The organism is Chloroflexus islandicus (genome assembly GCF_001650695.1).
GTDB lineage: Bacteria > Chloroflexota > Chloroflexia > Chloroflexales > Chloroflexaceae > Chloroflexus > Chloroflexus islandicus.
Window position 1 is genome coordinate 24178 of sequence record NZ_LWQS01000038.1, and the last position, 16658, is coordinate 40835.

The window sequence follows — 16658 nt, forward strand, 5'->3', positions numbered from 1 at the left end:
GAGGGTGAGATCATCAATTCCAACCCTCTGCGCCGCTTTGCGGTCTTGGCGTCTTTGCGTGTAACGCCTTGGCGTCTTTGCAAACCCTGCGGCTGTGGAGCCGGACGGCCGTCCGGCTCTACAAGGGCATTACGCCTTTTCCAGCGCTGACCGTTCCTGCAACGACAGCAACGTCCATTGGCCGGTGCGCATGGCTTGGATCGCCTGCACGGCTGCCGCCGCCCCCGACAGGGTCGTCAACGTCGGCACGCCGTACACAATCGCGGCCCGGCGGATGGCCCCCTCGTCGAAGAAGCTGGCCTTGCCAAGCGGCGTATTCACGATCAGCGCTATCTCGCCGTTCTTGATGTAGTCAACCGCGTTGGGCCGGCCTTCGTTCACCTTATAGATCGGCTTCACGTCAAGGCCATGCTGCTGGAGGAAGGCAGCCGTACCGCTGGTAGCCAGCAGCTTGAAGCCGAGCGCAGCTAAATCACGGGCAATCGGCAACAGATTGGCCTTATCGCGGTCGTTGACGCTGAGGAAGGCGTTACCGCTAGTGGGCAGGTGGCTATTGCACGCCATCTGCGCCTTGGCGAACGCCTCGCCGAAGGTCGCGCCGCTACCCATGCCTTCACCGGTTGACTTCATCTCTGGGCCGAGCAGCGTGTCCACGCCGCTGAAGCGCGACCACGGCAGCACCACTTCCTTGACGTGGTAGCGTTGCTCGCTGGTAACATCCAGCCGGTAGCGGGGCGGATTCGCCAAGGCCGGATGCACCATCTGGATACGGCTATCCTCGCCGCGCAGCCGTGCGCCGGCGGCGCACTGCACCGCCAGTTGCGCCCACGGCACACCGGTCGCCTTGGCGACGAACGGCACGGTGCGCGAGGCGCGCGGGTTGACTTCGAGCACGTAGACGACGCCATCTTTCATCGCGTACTGGATATTCATCAGGCCAACCACCCCCAACGCGCGGGCCAGTTGCTCGGTGTACCGGCGCATCGTCTCAACATGCTCTTCGGCCACCATATAGGTCGGGATGACGCAGGCGCTATCGCCGGAGTGAACGCCAGCCAGCTCGATCTGCTCCATAATCCCGGCGATCACGACCGTCTCGCCATCGCAGACCGCATCGACATCCATCTCAAACGCATCTTCGAGGAAGCGATCGATCAACACCGGGTGCTCCGGCGACGCGGCGACCGCGTCACGCATATAGCGTTCGAGCGCGGCATCGTCGTAGACAATCGCCATCGCCCGCCCGCCCAACACGTAGCTGGGCCGCACCACCACCGGATAACCGATCCGGCGGGCCACTGCCAGCGCCTCTTCCCACGAAGTGGCGCTGCCGTGTTCGGGAGCGGGAATATTCAGCTCCTTCAACAACGCGCCAAACCGGTCGCGATCCTCGGCCAGATCGATCGCTTCGGGAGCCGTACCCCAGATCGGCACCCCAACCGCTTCGAGCGCCCGCGCCAACTTGAGCGGCGTCTGGCCTCCGAATTGGATGATCACCCCATCGGGCCGTTCTTCATCAACCACGTTGAGCACGTCTTCGAGCGTGAGCGGCTCGAAATAGAGCCGGTCGGCGGTGTCGTAGTCGGTCGAGACCGTCTCCGGGTTGCAGTTGACCATAATGGTCTCGTAACCAAGTGCGCGCAGACCAAACACGGCGTGACTACAGCAATAGTCAAACTCGATCCCCTGCCCGATCCGGTTGGGGCCGGAACCGAGGATCACCACCTTCTTGCGATCGGTCGGCTCAGACTCGTCTTCGCTCTCATACGACGAGTAGAGGTAGGGCGTAAAGGCGGGAAACTCGGCGGCGCAGGTGTCAACCCGGTGGAAGGTGGGGCGAATGCCGAGTTCGAGCCGGCGTTGGCGCACGGCCAATTCCGCCGACCAGCGCTGCGGGCCGGGAGGCACGCGCAACAGGTGGGCAAGCTGCGCGTCGCTGAAACCCATACGCTTAGCTTGGCGCAGCAGATCGGGCGGGATGGTGTTGAGATCAAAGGCGCGCAGGCGGCCTTCGAGATTGACGATCTGTTCGAGCTGGCGAATAAACCACGGATCGATCTTGGTCAAAGCGCTGATCTGCTCGACCGACATCCCGCTCTGCAATGCGTAGCGCACATAAAACATGCGGTCAGGATGCGGCGTAATCAAACGCTCGCGCAGCCGTTCCGGCTCGATCGCATCGCGGCCATCGGCCCCCCAACCGGCCCGGCCCTGCTCAAGCGAGCGCCACGCCTTTTGGAAGGCTTCGGGGAAGGTGCGCCCAATCGCCATCACCTCACCCACCGACTTCATCGAGGTGGTGAGCGTCTGATCGGCTTGGGGGAACTTCTCGAAGGTAAAGCGCGGAATCTTCACCACCACATAGTCGAGGGTCGGCTCGAACGAAGCCGGCGTCTCGCGGGTAATATCGTTGGGCAGCTCGTCGAGGGTATAGCCAACGGCCAGCTTGGCGGCGATCTTAGCGATGGGGAAGCCAGTCGCCTTCGAGGCCAGCGCCGACGAACGCGACACGCGCGGGTTCATCTCGATCACGTAGATGCGGCCATCGGTCGGCGAGACGGCAAACTGGACATTGGAACCGCCGGTTTCGACGCCGACGGCGCGCAACACCGCCAAGCCCATATCGCGCATCCGCTCGTACTCGCGGTCGGTGAGCGTCATCGCCGGCGCAACGGTAATGCTATCGCCGGTATGCACCCCCATGGGGTCAATATTCTCGATCGAGCAGATGATGACGCCGTTATCGTTGCGGTCGCGCATCACCTCCAGCTCGAACTCTTTCCAGCCCAGCACACTCTCTTCGATCAACACCTGTGTGACCGGCGACGCATCGAGACCGCGTTCGACGATGGTGCGGAACTCCTCCATGTTGTACGCGATGCCGCCACCCTCGCCGCCAAGGGTAAACGAGGGGCGAATGATGGCCGGGAAGCCGGTCTGCGCCACCACCGCCAACGCCTCATCGAGCGTAGTTGCGGTGCCGGAACGCGGCACCTGCAAGCCGATCTCGATCATCTTATCCTTGAAGCGCTGGCGATCTTCGGCGATGCGCACCGCCTCGACCGAAGCGCCAATCAGCTCGACGCCATACTTGGCGAGGACGCCGGCCTCGTGCAGGGCCACCGCCAAATTGAGCGCAGTTTGGCCGCCGACGGTGGGTAAAATCGCATCGGGCCGCTCGCGGGCAATGATGCGTTCGAGACTGGGAACGGTCAGCGGTTCGATGTAGGTGGCGTCGGCGAGGCCGGGATCGGTCATAATGGTGGCCGGGTTGGAATTGACCAGCACGACCCGGTAACCTTCTTCGCGCAACGCCTTGCACGCTTGGGTGCCGGAATAGTCGAATTCGCAGGCTTGGCCGATCACAATCGGGCCAGAGCCGATGATAAGAATGGTATGGAGATCAGTGCGCTTCGGCATCTTCGTCTCAGACTCCTTTGGCGCGGAGCAAACCAGCGCGCCCCGCACGGCGCTGCCTGATTATACAATACGATTGATGAAGGTTTCACGATCCTACCGTTGACAAGCGGCTGTGGAGTGCGGCAGGTTGACTGCCGCACTCCATGCCCATTGAGAGCTGGAAACTGTTACAAAGCCCGCGGCGCGGGTGGATGGGCCCCCCCCCCCTCCCCCCCCCCCCCCGGGGGGGGGGGGGCCCCCCCCCCCCCCCCCCCCCCCCCCCCCCCCCGCGGGAGCGGGGGAGCCAGACGAAATAGCCGCAAAAAGACGCAAAAGGTACAACGATATCTGATTGGAAGACTGCGTGGCATTCGGCAGAGCCAGAGAGGGAGCGGAACACCGCAGCGCCCCTCTCCCACGCTCGTGGGTGAGGGAGTTACATGGTGTTTCCAAGCTGCTGTGGAGTGCGGCAGGTTGACTGCCGCACTCCATGCTACGTCTTTACGCGCTTGGCAGCTTTGGCCCTTCCCTTACTCCCCGGCCCCTCGCGCCCCGCTTGTCCTTGCGCGCCGCCGCAGGCGGCGCAGCAATCCCCCGCTTTAGCGGGATGGCTGCCGTGCGGCAGGTGCAAAAGGTCACGGATTTGCCCGAAGGAAAGGCACGGGTTACCGATCCTGATGAGTGGATGCGTACCGTACTCGCGGGGGATGGCTGCGGGCGCGCGGGCAGCGCGACGCGCTGCCCCTACGCGCCCTCGCAATGACATCACTCCTATTGATTGATGGCGTTTGGCATGATACTCTTCCCCATAACGGTTTCAGCGTTTTAGCTACCATCACTGCTATGAATAACCAACGCTACATTGGCCGCATCGTCACGTGGAAAGCGCAAGAAAAGTACGGCTTCATCCAATCGCCGAGCCACCCCAACGACATCTTCTTTCACATCAACCAATGCTATCACCGCGATTGGCTGCCGCAGATTGGCGAACTGGTCAGATTCGAGGTTGGCCAAGATGCGCAAGGGCGTCTGCAAGCGATTAACGTCGAGTCGCAGTCGCCGGCGCCGCGGATCGCACCGCCACGGATTAATCCGGCTGACACGATGCTGGCGCTGTTGGTGTGCGCCGCCTTTATCACCCTGCTCGGACTAGCGACAGTCACGGTAGGGCTGCCAGTTTGGGTTATCGGCTGGTATCTAGCAGCCAGTGTAGTAACGTTGATGCTCTATATCGAAGACAAGCAGCGCGCACAGCGCGGTGTGCGGCGCATCCGCGAGAAGACGCTGCACCGGTGGGAGTTGCTCGGTGGTTGGCCGGGGGCGTTGATCGGGCAAGAGCTGGTGCGCCACAAAGTCAGCAAAGGGTCATATACGAAGGTATTTTGGCTGATTGTCGGGCTGCACCTGTTGGGATTGATCGGGTATATCGTGGTGCGGATCGGGCTGGTGACACTGTGAGGGAGGTGGCGGGCAGGGTGGGATTCGAACCCACGACAGCGTTACCGCTGTACGGCATTTCCAGTGCCGCGCACTAGACCAACTATGCGACCTGCCCGCGCCATCTGCGATATTACCATAAGGCGGCAGGGGGCGCAAGGTTTTGGCAGCGCCAACGGTACAGCATTACCGCTAGCGCCGGACTCGCCACACCGATCCACCGCGTCCACGGTACCATAGCTCGAACTGATCGGGATTGTTCCGCATCCATTGCACTTCAGGCCAATCTACCGGAATAAGTTCATAGACGACGACCAGATCGATCTGTTTATCACGCAGGTGTTGCAGCCATACCGCTTGATCAGGGACATCGCTACGGTTATCTGGGTAGGTACGGATTGGTTGATCAGCCGGAACAGGTACTTCGATTTCGTGCAATAAATCACCGGCGCCAACATTCACGGCAGTAACAACGTTCTTTAAATGATGGCCCATCAGCGGCAACGGGATATTCCCGCCAAGGTACGCAATGCGCTGGCCTGTGGTATGTGCATTCACCCAACGCCACAATTGGCCCACATTCGCATAAGGCAAGCGCGTGTATGCGTCATACTCGCGCCGGTCATAGTGTTCTAATCCGGTTGCAAATGCCACGATCACGGCTAAGCCGATGAACGGCAGGCTTCGCCAACCCCAGCGCTCCAACGCCCGCCCGATCACTATCAATACCCCTATACTTACCTCAATTAACAGCAAGTATTGCAGTTCTGTCTGCCAGTTGAGGTGCCACATAACATCCCATAACGGTCGCCAAGTACCAGCGTCGATGTGGAGTGACGTAGGCGCAGCCTCAAACAGATTTGTCCCCATAGTATGCACTGTTATCAGAAACACCAGTAAACTGCCTATTATCACGTAGGCAAGGTAGAATCGCTCTTTCAGGCGATGCTTGTCTATCTGTTCCAAGCCTATCACCACCACAATCAGGAGTAAGAGCATTGCCGGCAGTAAAAACCGGGTCGCCCGGATTGGCAAGAGTTCGCTGAAGAGCACAAAATAACCGGCAGCCAGCCCAAGCAGGATGATCGTCGATCGTCGCCATGGATGAGGTCGAAATACCACCTTGCTCAGACTGGGTATTGCCACCAGCAATAACAAACCAAGGTTGGCATAGCCCGGCTCAAAAAAGAGCAGACGGGCATCGAACTCAAAAAATGGGTGGCCATAAAACCATTGCCGATCAACCAATCCCGGTAAGGCGATCCATCCAAACATGAAGCGATACGGATATAGCGGATTGCCAGTCAAGAGCCAATTACGCACATACGAGAAGCTGGCTAATACACTAAGCGGGATGATCATGGCAATGGCGCCATACCCAAGGCGTTGCCACGAGGAACGACCATAGCGCCACCATGCCCATGCCAACCACGGCGCCAGCAGGATGCCGAAGGTAAGCGCAAACCCCTTCGTGCCAATAGTGAGACCAAGCGCAATACTGGCCAGTACGAGATCGCGCAGGGTTGCAGTGCGGGCGGCGCGTTGCACCATTGCTAGGCTCAACAACCAAATGGCCGCAAAGATCACATCATTCGTTGACCACAGTCCGGCAGTCGCCGAAACCATTGGTACAAAGAGGGTCAGGATACCAGCACGGCGGGCAACTACCGGGGATAAATCGAGCTGGCGAGCAATGGCATAGACGCTCACTGCCGCGAGCAAGGCAAACGGCGCCTGACCAATGTCAGCCACGGCGATCGTGTCAAATGGCAAGATCAGCCATAGGTAGAAGAGGTTCGCATTCATCGGATAATACGGCGGGGCAGCATCGCCATACGGCAGCGACACCATTGCTAGCTGGCGTTGCTGGTACCAGAGGGCAGGCATATAGAGTTGATAATTGAGTGAATCCCAGTTTGCTGCCGGTGTGATGAAATTGATGATTGTCTGGGCGATGAGTGCGCCGATACCAAGCAGGAATATATTTCGTTCAAACGGAGGCCACTCTAACTTAACATGCCAACCATAAACCCAGCGCAACTTTTTATTAGTTATTTTAACAAACAAAAGAATAATTGAACTAATTAAAAATAGACTTATTAATGCGTAACGATATGTTATAAAGCCAAAGCAATTCAAAAATAGCAAAATAACAATGATTTGCGACCATGAAAAAAGCGACAAAATCAAAATACGATCATGTCCATGATAACCAGAAGACGAGAAGAACAGCTGCTGAATCAAAAAGGCATTAAAAGCAACAACTAAGTTGATTAAAAAACCTAAAAACACACGAATGATTACAAAAATAGTTGTTGCGCAAGAAAACATTTTTAATTAAAAAAGATTTTTTCATTAAACAAACCGATCGAATCGATTCAATCATGAACAATGCATATAATAAAGATTATCTTCATAATCAAATAATTACAAAATTTCTACACATTCTTTCACAAAGAAAGAAACCTCTTGCCAGTGAATCTTGTAAATGCTTTTACGCTCTTTCGCCAACGTGGAGGCTGGCTAGACGCTTTCAGCCTCCAAGCGCCCCTCTCACCACGCCTCGTTCCCCAAGGCACGCAGCATTGCACCGCGCGACCCACACTAGGTTTGACCCTAGCGGGTTTCATCACGGCGACTTTCACTACTTTGCTATCGGTATTGCGGGAATGAGCAGGCTTACTCTGACAGATCGCTCGTGTGTCTTACCACGTCAGACGAGCATGGTTCATTGGTATAACTTGCTAAGCCATCATAGGCGCGGTGCATACCGTCCCCATCGGTTCGGGAAAGGAACTATCGGCTTAGCATGCCGTTTCGAGGCAACTTCGGTGCGTGGTCATGCGGTTGTCAATACATATACCGCTGTGCTCTTGTGGTTAAACAACCTCAAGGACAGAACAGCGGTCTCATTCGAATCACAACATGATTGAATGAATATTTTTAGAGGCGTTTTTACAATGGAGATCGCACTGGCAGCAGACGTTACGCTTGTCCTACCAATGCCTGCACCACTCTTTCCCACGTGATCGCGTCAACCTGCGGGCGGCCCGCACTCCCCAAGCGGGCTGCTTCAGCCGGATCGGCGGCCAGCCGGTCGAGATGCACGGCAATCGCCGCCGGGTCGGGCGGCGAGACGAGGCCGTTCTCACCGTGGCGGACAAATTCGAGCACGCCGCCGGCATCGTCAGTCGTGATCACGGGCCGGCTAGCGCCGAAGGCTTCCACCGTGGCAAAGCCGTAGTCTTCATCCACCGGCGCGTAGTACACGGCGCGGGCATGGGCGTAGAGATCGATTAATTCGTCATCAGGGACAAAGCCGCGGAACGTGACCCGCTCGCCGAGGCCGAGCTCGGCGGCGAGACGTTGGAGGCGGTCGCGGTCGGGGCCAGTGCCGGCAATAATCGCACGCACCGGCGTGGTGGTACGGGCCAGCGCCGTTAGCAGTAGATCGATCCGCTTGGCCCGGTCGAGGCGGGCCGGCGAGAGGATGTAGTCGTGGTATGGCCCGGCCCACAACTGCCCGGCGTAGCGGCTCGGCGGGTAGAGCGGCGTACTGCTGAGGCCGTTGAATCGTTCGAGCCGGCGGCTGACGTTGCGCGAGATGGTATAGCGAGCTTGGCATTCGCTGAGCGCGCGCCCGTCGATGCGAAAGATCTGCTCGCGCACGGCGCGATGGGCAGGTGAGCCGTCGAAATCACTGAGCGGGGTGCCGTACCAGTCATACGCTTGGCGGTGCTGATGCACCAACCAGAGCACTTTGCGCGGATGGCGGATGAGGTATGACGGGAACTTGGTGGCGATCACGAGATCGACCGGTTCGCCGTTGACGTGGCTGATATCGAGCAGCCGCCACGCCAGCGCGCTGTCGATGATCCGTTCGACCGGATGCCACTGAAACGGCAAGGCCACCACATCGACGGTATGGCCGCGACGGCGAAGTTCGTCGCGCAGACTCTCGACCAGATATTCAGCGCCGCCGCGCACGAAAGGCACTTGGGTGGCGCAGATCAGAATGCGGCTCATGATGGCGGCGATTGTTGCAATTGCGCGCGCAGCTCGGCGAGCTCGGCGCGTAAGGCGGCATTCTCGGCGACTAGCAGGCGAATGGCGAGGGTCGCAGTATCGTTAAAGGCATTCTGCTGCTCGACAATCGGGTTGATGTACCAGCGCAAGTAGCGGCGCACCACCTTGTTGACCAAGGCGATCGCTTGCTCAAGCAGATTGCGCCCTTCCAGCGGCCAGTGCGCACTGACCACGCGGGTATATTCGAGTTCTTCCACCAACCGCTGCAACTCGCGCTCAGCAGGGGTTGGCTCAGCCGCCGGCAGCGCCGCTCGTTGCGCGCGTACCTCGGCCCGCAACGCAGCTAACGTCGCCGCAACATCAATCTCGCTGCTCATGGCACACCCACGCTCGCCCGTTTCAACAACTCGTTCAGCCGCTGCCCGCGCACCTGCGCGATGTCGTCTTGATACTTCAAAATCGCGCCTAGTGTATCCTCGACTGCCTGCGGCGTCAACTCGGTCTGATCGAGCGCGACCAGCGCCGTCACCCAATCGAGCGTCTCGGCAACGCCGGGCAGCTTGTAGAGATCCATCCGGCGCAACTCTTGCACAACCAGCACCACTTGCCGGGCCAGCCGCTCGCTCGCGCCGGGCACGCGCGCCTTGACGATTTGAATCTCTTTGTCGAGAGTTGGATAATCAACCCAATAGAACAGACAGCGCCGCTTGAGCGCATCATGCACTTCGCGGGTGCGGTTCGAGGTGATGATCACGGTTGGCGGCGTTTCGGCGCGGATGGTGCCGATTTCAGGGATCGAAATCTGCCAGTCCGAGAGCAGCTCAAGCAGGAAGGCTTCAAACTCCTCGTCGGCACGATCGAGTTCATCGATCAGCAAGATCGGCGGCTGGTCGCCACGGGCCTCGATCGCCTGCAATAGCGGGCGCTTGATCAAAAACTCCGGGCCGAAAATGCTCTGCTGGGCGGTGGTGTTTTGGGCGGCGCCTTGAGCTTCGAGCAGACGGATCTGCAACATCTGGCGGGCGTAGTTCCATTCGTAGATCGTCGTATTGACATCAAGCCCTTCATAACATTGCAGCCGGATCAACTCGCGCCCTTGCATCCGGGCGAGCGTCTTGGCGATCTCGGTCTTGCCGACGCCGGCCTCGCCTTCAAGCAGCAATGGCTTGTTGAGTTTGAGGGCCAGAAAGATGGCGGTGGTGAGCGCACGATCGGCGATGTAAGCATATTCAGCGAGAGCCGCCTGCAATTCGTCGATCGATGCGAAGGAGGTGTACGTCATAAATAGGCGCTCCACGGCGTGAGATATCTCTCTTTATTGTACACCGACTCGCGGGAATGCGGGTTGCGGCTGTGGGAGCATGGCATGCGGCAGTTCTATGGCCGCACTCCATAGGGTGATACTGGCGGGCAATTTGAAACCCTGCTAGGGAGCATGGCATGCGGCAGTTGGACTGCCGCACTCCATAGGGTGATACTGGCGGGCGCTATGGAATGCGGCAGTTCTACTGCCGCACTCCATAAGATGCACGCCTTACCGATACTAGCGGGCGATTTCAATCGCGGCTGTGAGAGCATGGAATGCGGCAGTTATACTGCCGCATTCCATAGCATTACCGGTACTGGCGGGCAATTTCGGAGGGCGAAACGCCGCCGAGGTATTGCAGCCACAACCAGAAATCGTGCAGCAATTGGCGCAGAATGCCGTTGGCGCGGAAGCGGCGGGCTGAGGTGACAACCTGCGCCGGCACGACATGCACGCGGGTGCGCGCGCGGGCGCGGCGGAAGAGTTCGACATCCTCAAACAGCGGCCAGTCGGGAAAGCCGCCGAGGGCGTGAAAGAGGTCGCGCCGCATCACCATGCATTGGTCGCCGTAACTGGTGAGGAGCGAGTCGAACCACATCATGCGGGCGGCCAGCGCTAACAGCCAGTCGGGATCATCGAACGAGAGGCGAAATTTGGCAACCTGCACTTGCGGATCGGCGAACATGTTGCGCAGTAGCGGGAAGGCATTGGCTGGTAGACGTGTATCGGCGTGCAAAAAGACAAAGATATCGCCGGTGGCGATGGCCGCGCCGGCGTTGAGTTGGGGGCCGCGACCGCGCGGCGCCAGCACCACCCGCGCGCCGGCAGCGCGGGCCAGCGCTGGTGTCTCATCGCGGCTGCCGCCATCGGCCACAATCACCTCGACCGCGGGATCAAGCCGGCGCACGGCGTGTACGCACGCTGTGATGTGATCGGCTTCGTTGAGTACGGGAATGATGACGCTGAAGTTCGGCATAGGGTTCTGCTCCTTGGACGCTATTCAGAGGCCTCGTAGGAATTGCCACGAAGAAACACCAAAGACACAAACCATGTTGCGTCGTTTGCGGGTTTTTGTGGCTATGTTTCTCATCTGGGTGCGAGGAACGGGGTTGAGCGCCGAGGGCGCAGGGGATGATTCTTCTTACCAACCCTTTGCACCTCTCTGCGTCCTTTGCGTCCTTTGCGTTTTCCCCTCTGCGCCTTTGCGGAGCCGGACAGCCGTCCGGCTCTCCTGCATCGTTGCGTTTTGTCCCTCACCCCTCGGCCCCCTCTCCCACCGCGAGGCGGGAGTTCAAGGGCGGACAGAACATTTGTCTGGAACCCGGCCCTGAAGGTTCGGGCTAGGGGTACGAAGCCCGCTGCGCGAGCTGATGCCCCCACCCCTTGCCCCTCCCCCGCTGGGGGAGGGGTGGTGAGGCGCACAGCACGGGGCTTTACGGCATCGCACAGCGATCAACCGTTGCACGCAACCGAACGTTCTATCCACCTTTAAACCCCAACAGCGGGAAGGCGGCCAAATAGCCGCCAACCGTGCCCCATTACCGCCGGCGCAGCAAAAAGATATATTCGTGTTTGAAGACGTAGAAACCGCCGGCTAAGGCCCGGTAGCGCCAGAGTTCGGCGCTGCCGCGCTTGCCAAGCGTGCCGGTAAAGTTTTTGACGATAATGCTCTTGAGGCTAAACCCGCAGGCCCGAATGGCCTCCATCGCTTGGAAGCCGAGCGGATGCCATTCGCCGTGGCGGTAGGTATCGCCGATCACCAATGCCAAATAGCGACCCCGGTCGAGCACTGCCGCCACCCGTTCGGCCACTAGCGTCAGGCGGGCCAGAAATGCGTCAATGCTCGGCGCATTCGACAAATCGCGCGGATCGTCGCTAAAGCGGATGATGTCGTGGTAGGGCGGGTGAAGCAACACCAACTGCACGCTAGCAGCGCCGTAGCGGGCCAACAACGCCGGAAAATCCACCACCAAACTATCACCCTGTTCGATGGCGGCAATGGTGGAATGGGCCGGCGGTTCTCCGGCAAGCAGGTCGTGAATACGCGCGACCATCGGCGCTTGCAGCTCGACGCCGATCGCATGGCGACCGAGGCGGCGGGCCTCGATCAGGGTCGTGCCCGATCCGGCAAACGGATCGAGCACCCACTCGCCGGGGCGCGTGTAGCGACGGATGAACTGGCGAGGGATTTGGGGCACGAAATTGCCCCAATAATCGGCCCGATGCACTCCCGAATTGTCGCGCCGCTCGATCAACCAGAGGCTATCGGTCAAAATGTCGTCATACTCCTTCCAGCGGTGCAGATCGATATCGCTGGCTGGCGCAAACCGTTGCGCCTCGAGCGCGCGGCGCAAACGGGCCACATAATAGCGAGCGCGTTCGAGCGTGCGGGCCGCCGCGATCTGATCGAGTTCGCCGTGCAACACCTCTGGCGTGAAACGAACCGCGTACTCGCCGGCGTGATGCAACGGATCAGCTAGATCGGCCAAACGTTGGCGCAGTCCGGCCACCCCAACCCGCAGCTCGGCAAGGGCCGGCGCGGCGAGCAGCGTATCAAGCGCCGCTGCCAGCGCCTCGCGGTTGATCTGCCATTGGGGCGACTCGGCATCTGGCGGCAACTGGGCCGAAGGCGAACGTCCGGTCATCGGAAGCATTCCTGCTGGAAACGGTCATTGTTATGGTTAGTGTAGCATAAGATGGGGTGAATGTCATTGTCATTGGTATGCTATAATAAAGAAGGTAAAGCTGAAACATGCAAGGATGGGCGTGTGACAGCCAGTGATATCTTGTTTACGATTGCCCAAGAGGTGCAACGCTGCACCGCTTGTAACCTTCATCGCGGGCGCACGCGCGCCGTGCCCGGCGAAGGCCCGGCCAACGCGCGGGTGATGTTGATCGGCGAAGGCCCCGGCTACCACGAAGACCGGCAGGGCCGTCCCTTTGTCGGGCCGTCTGGCCAATTCTTGACCGACCTGCTGGCGCTGGCCGGGTTGCGTCGCGATGAAGTCTATATCGCGAATGTCGTGAAGTGCCGGCCACCGCAAAACCGCGATCCGGAGCCGGACGAAATTGAGACTTGTACCAAACTGTTTTTGATGCGTCAGATTGCGGCCATTGATCCGGCAGTGATTGTGACGCTGGGCCGCTTTTCGATGGGCCTGTTTCTGCCCGGCGAGCGGATTTCGCGCATCCACGGCCAACCTCGTTATGTCAACGGGCGATTGATTGTGCCGATGATCCACCCCGCCGCCGCCTTGCACCAGCCCCAAAACCGGCCGTTGCTGGAAGAAGACTTTCGTCGCCTGCCTGCCATCTTAGCCGATGCCGAACGCCAACGCAGCGCGGCTGCCCCAGCAACGCCGCCAGCCGATGAGCCGCCCGAGCAGCTCCGTCTCTTCTGACCATTGGCCGCCCATTGCCGGTGGTGTGACCAAATCAATGTCACGATCCTATCGCCTCTCGCCGGCTGGCCGGCGCAACAATTTATTGATGATAGCGGTTACAATGCTCCTCTGGGTCTTCGCCCTGTGGAGTTTTGCCAGCACGCTGCGCCTCAGCCTCCATCCGGCAGCGTTCTGGTCTGATCTGCAACGCTTGTTCGCACAACCACCCGCGATCGAACAAGCGGCGCCGGCACTGTTGTTGTTCGTGCTGATTGTCGCCACCCCGCTGCTGATCTGGAACCTGATCGCGGAATGGGATGCTGCTTTTACGCCCGCTGACGATGGTCTCACCTACGAAGCCATGGGTGTGCGGTTGTGGTGCCCGTGGGAAGACATACTTGCGCTCCGGCCCTCACCCGCAGTTGCCGATGAAGCAATCGTCATCGCTTGCCGGCGCGATCTGGCGGAAGCGATTGCCAACCCGCTCTTGCGCTGGCTCCACCGGCAGGCCCATGGCCGGCAACGGTTGGTCATCGGCCCAGATATCGCGCAACGTGACGAATTGGTCGCGCAGATCGAACAGGCAATGGCCCGCACGCAAGGGCGGCCTGACGTGTTAGCAGTTGGTCATGCGCCGTCAGCATGATACGGCGTATGTGGGTGTGGTCTGAACAGGGTTGTGCCAAACCCTGTCATTATACCGTTCGTTTGGGCGCAACCGCAGATGCGCCCGTCAGCAAACATTGCATATTGCGTATCAGAAAGGAGCAAGGGTCGCTAGTACACCGGCCCTAACAGAAACCTATGGCCAAACAACGTCTCCGTGTGATTCCACTCGGTGGCGCCGGGGAGGTCGGCCGGAACATGTGGGTGGTTGAGTATGGCGACGATATCGTCATTCTCGACTGTGGCGTCATGTTTCCCGATGCCGATATGCTCGGCGTTGATCTCGTCTTGCCTGACATTACCTATTTGCGCGAGAAGACGGATCATATCAAAGCTATTCTCATTACTCACGGTCACGAAGACCATATTGGCGCAGTGCCGCATTTGATCGCCGACCTCGGCTTTCCGCCGGTGTATGGCACGAAACTCACGCTTGGCTTGCTCAGCAACCGGCTCAAAGAGCACCGGCTGCAAGATAAGGTGACGACAGTTCAGATTTCCGAACGCGAGCCGTTTCAATTGGGCAGCTTCACGGTGGAAGCGTTTCACATTGCCCACTCGATCCCTGATGCAGTCGGCTTCGCGATTACGACTCCCGCTGGTCTGCTGGTCTATCTGACCGACTGGAAGCTGGATCATACCCCGGTTGATGGCCGCCCAACCGATCTTGAGAAGATCGCCGAGTTGGGCAACCGCAAACCGCTGGTGCTGGTGACTGACTGCGTGCGGGTCGAGTCAAAGGGTTATACACCCAGCGAAGCCACCGTCGGCGAGGCGTTCGACAATATCTTTGCCACCGCTCCCGGCCGGATCATCGTTGCCACCTTTGCCTCGAATATCAGCCGCGTGCAGCAAGTGATCGATTCGGCGGAAGCCTACGGGCGCAAGGTGATGCTGGCCGGTCGCAGCATGGAGACCAATGCGCGGATTGCGTTCGATCTCGGGTATTTGCGCGCCGATGAGGGCACGATCATCCGCCCACACGAGATGTCGGCTTACTCCGATGACCAGATCGCGATCGTCTGCACCGGCAGCCAAGGCGAGCCGATGGCCGCCCTAAACCGGATGGCCAACCGCGACTACCCGCACGTCAAGATCAAACCCGGCGATACGGTCGTGCTCTCGGCCACCCCTATCCCCGGCAACGAGGTCAGCGTTAATAAGGTGATTAATAATCTGTTCAAACTCGGGGCCGATGTGATCTACGGCCCCGAAGCCCGCGTCCATGTGTCGGGCCACGCTGCGCAAGAGGAGCTGAAGCTAGTGTTGGCCCTGCTACGCCCCAGCTATATTGTGCCGTTCCACGGCGACTACCGGCATTTGATGCTCTATCGCAAGCTGGCAACCAATATTGGGATAGTGCCTGACAGTGAGCGGGTGCTGTTGGCCGAAGGCGGCTCGATTATGGAGTTCTCTCCCGGCTATGGCAAGATCACCGGCAAAGCGCCGGTCGGCTACATCTACGTCGATGGCACAACGGTCGGCGATGTCGGCAATGTGGTGGTGCGTGACCGCCAACTGCTGGCCAAAGACGGCATGTTGATCGTGGTGGTGAGCATCGACAGCGCCACTGGCGAATTGGTCGCCGGGCCAGATGTGGTCTCGCGCGGTTTTGTCTATATGCGCCAGAGCCAAGATTTGATCGAGGCGACCAAAGAGACGGTGCGTGCCGCGTTGACGAATAAGAACGGCGCCGGTGCGGTTGATGCGGCGTATATCAACCGCAAGATTCGCGATGTGGTGAGCGAATTCCTCTACCGCGAGACGCGCCGGCGACCGATGGTGTTGCCGATGGTGATGGAGGTGTAGGTAGGGGCACAGTAGGGGCACAGCGGCGCTGTGCCCCTACTGTGCCCCTCCAAGCGCCGCTTACGGATCGATCCGCGGCAAGACGATCCCCGTCTGACCTTGATATTTCCCCTTTTTGTCGGCGTACGATACCTCGCACGGCTCATCGCTCTCGAGAAACAGCACTTGCCCAATTCCCTCATTGGCGTAGATGCGCGCCGGGAGCGGCGTGGTGTTGCTGATCTCGATCGTCACATGCCCCTCCCACTCTGGTTCGAGCGGGGTGACGTTGATGATGATCCCGCAACGGGCATACGATGATTTGCCGATCACGATGCAACTGACCGTGCGCGGGATGCGAAAATATTCCAACGATTGGGCCAGCGCAAACGAGTTGGGCGGAATATCGACATACTCGGCGCGGATGTCAACGAACGAGCGCGGATCGAAGTTCTTTGGATCGACCAGCGCATTGTAGACGTTGGTAAAGACCTTGAAGTGGTCAGTGACCCGCATGTCGTAGCCATACGAGGTCAAGCCATACGAGATGACGCCCTGCCGCACCTGATGATCGACGAATGGCTCGATCATGCCGTGTTCGAGCGCCATGCGCCGAATCCAGCGATCGGATTTGACCGGCATGGTGGTATTCC

At 59.3% G+C, this 16658-nt stretch carries 12 protein-coding genes and 1 tRNA gene; 4 read left to right on the plus strand and 9 right to left on the minus strand.

All coding sequences use genetic code 11. The features are described 5' to 3' along the window. Window positions 1-129 precede the first annotated feature (129 nt). Window positions 130-3420 (minus strand): carbamoyl-phosphate synthase large subunit, encoded by a 3291-nt coding sequence (gene carB / locus A6A03_RS04415; RefSeq protein WP_066783945.1) that lies wholly within the window; start codon window positions 3418-3420, stop codon window positions 130-132. Window positions 3421-4158: 738 nt separating this feature from the next. On the opposite strand from carB, the gene A6A03_RS04420 reads away from it, so the two are divergent. Next, a complete protein-coding gene (locus tag A6A03_RS04420; protein ID WP_156525262.1) occupies window positions 4159-4857 on the plus strand; it encodes a DUF1294 domain-containing protein in 699 nt (232 codons plus the stop codon). A gap of 6 nt (window positions 4858-4863) precedes the next feature. Here A6A03_RS04420 and A6A03_RS04425 read toward each other — a convergent pair. The 7 genes from A6A03_RS04425 to A6A03_RS04455 form a co-directional block, all read right to left on the minus strand. Next, a tRNA-Ser gene (locus A6A03_RS04425) sits at window positions 4864-4954 on the minus strand. A gap of 74 nt (window positions 4955-5028) precedes the next feature. Then, window positions 5029-6723 carry an ArnT family glycosyltransferase gene (locus tag A6A03_RS04430; RefSeq protein WP_172812281.1) on the minus strand — a complete coding sequence of 565 codons (1695 nt, stop codon included), beginning with the start codon at window positions 6721-6723 and terminating at the stop codon, window positions 5029-5031. A 1098-nt stretch (window positions 6724-7821) separates the two neighbouring features. Next, the gene (locus A6A03_RS04435; RefSeq protein WP_066783959.1) at window positions 7822-8862 is read right to left on the minus strand and encodes a glycosyltransferase family 4 protein; all 1041 of its coding nucleotides are present in this window, start codon (window positions 8860-8862) and stop codon (window positions 7822-7824) included. Then, window positions 8859-9239, minus strand: a complete 381-nt coding sequence (locus tag A6A03_RS04440; RefSeq protein WP_066783962.1) for a 5-formyltetrahydrofolate cyclo-ligase — start codon at window positions 9237-9239, stop codon at window positions 8859-8861. Before A6A03_RS04440 ends, A6A03_RS04435 begins: the two co-directional genes overlap by 4 nt. Further along, window positions 9236-10144 carry an AAA family ATPase gene (locus A6A03_RS04445; RefSeq protein WP_066783965.1) on the minus strand — a complete coding sequence of 303 codons (909 nt, stop codon included), beginning with the start codon at window positions 10142-10144 and terminating at the stop codon, window positions 9236-9238. Before A6A03_RS04445 ends, A6A03_RS04440 begins: the two co-directional genes overlap by 4 nt. A 331-nt stretch (window positions 10145-10475) precedes the next feature. After that, window positions 10476-11144 carry a TIGR04283 family arsenosugar biosynthesis glycosyltransferase gene (locus A6A03_RS04450; protein ID WP_066783968.1) on the minus strand — a complete coding sequence of 223 codons (669 nt, stop codon included), beginning with the start codon at window positions 11142-11144 and terminating at the stop codon, window positions 10476-10478. Window positions 11145-11706: 562 nt separating this feature from the next. Continuing rightward, the gene (locus tag A6A03_RS04455) at window positions 11707-12813 is read right to left on the minus strand and encodes a TRM11 family SAM-dependent methyltransferase (protein WP_066783971.1); all 1107 of its coding nucleotides are present in this window, start codon (window positions 12811-12813) and stop codon (window positions 11707-11709) included. Between the two features lie 123 nt (window positions 12814-12936). Here A6A03_RS04455 and A6A03_RS04460 point away from each other — a divergent pair, with 123 nt between their 5' ends. The 3 genes from A6A03_RS04460 to A6A03_RS04470 all read left to right on the plus strand — a co-directional run bounded on the left by A6A03_RS04460 (window position 12937) and on the right by A6A03_RS04470 (window position 16026). After that, window positions 12937-13569, plus strand: a complete 633-nt coding sequence (locus A6A03_RS04460) for a uracil-DNA glycosylase (protein WP_066783974.1) — start codon at window positions 12937-12939, stop codon at window positions 13567-13569. Window positions 13570-13606: 37 nt separating this feature from the next. Continuing rightward, a complete protein-coding gene (locus tag A6A03_RS04465) occupies window positions 13607-14197 on the plus strand; it encodes a hypothetical protein (protein ID WP_066783977.1) in 591 nt (196 codons plus the stop codon). 158 nt (window positions 14198-14355) lie between these two features. Then, window positions 14356-16026 (plus strand): ribonuclease J, encoded by a 1671-nt coding sequence (locus A6A03_RS04470; RefSeq protein WP_066783981.1) that lies wholly within the window; start codon window positions 14356-14358, stop codon window positions 16024-16026. 60 nt (window positions 16027-16086) lie between these two features. On the opposite strand, the gene dcd is transcribed toward A6A03_RS04470, so the two are convergent. Beyond that, complete coding sequence (gene dcd, locus A6A03_RS04475) at window positions 16087-16647, minus strand: dCTP deaminase (protein WP_066783983.1); 561 nt, start codon at window positions 16645-16647, stop codon at window positions 16087-16089. Between the last annotated feature and the right edge of the window lie 11 nt (window positions 16648-16658).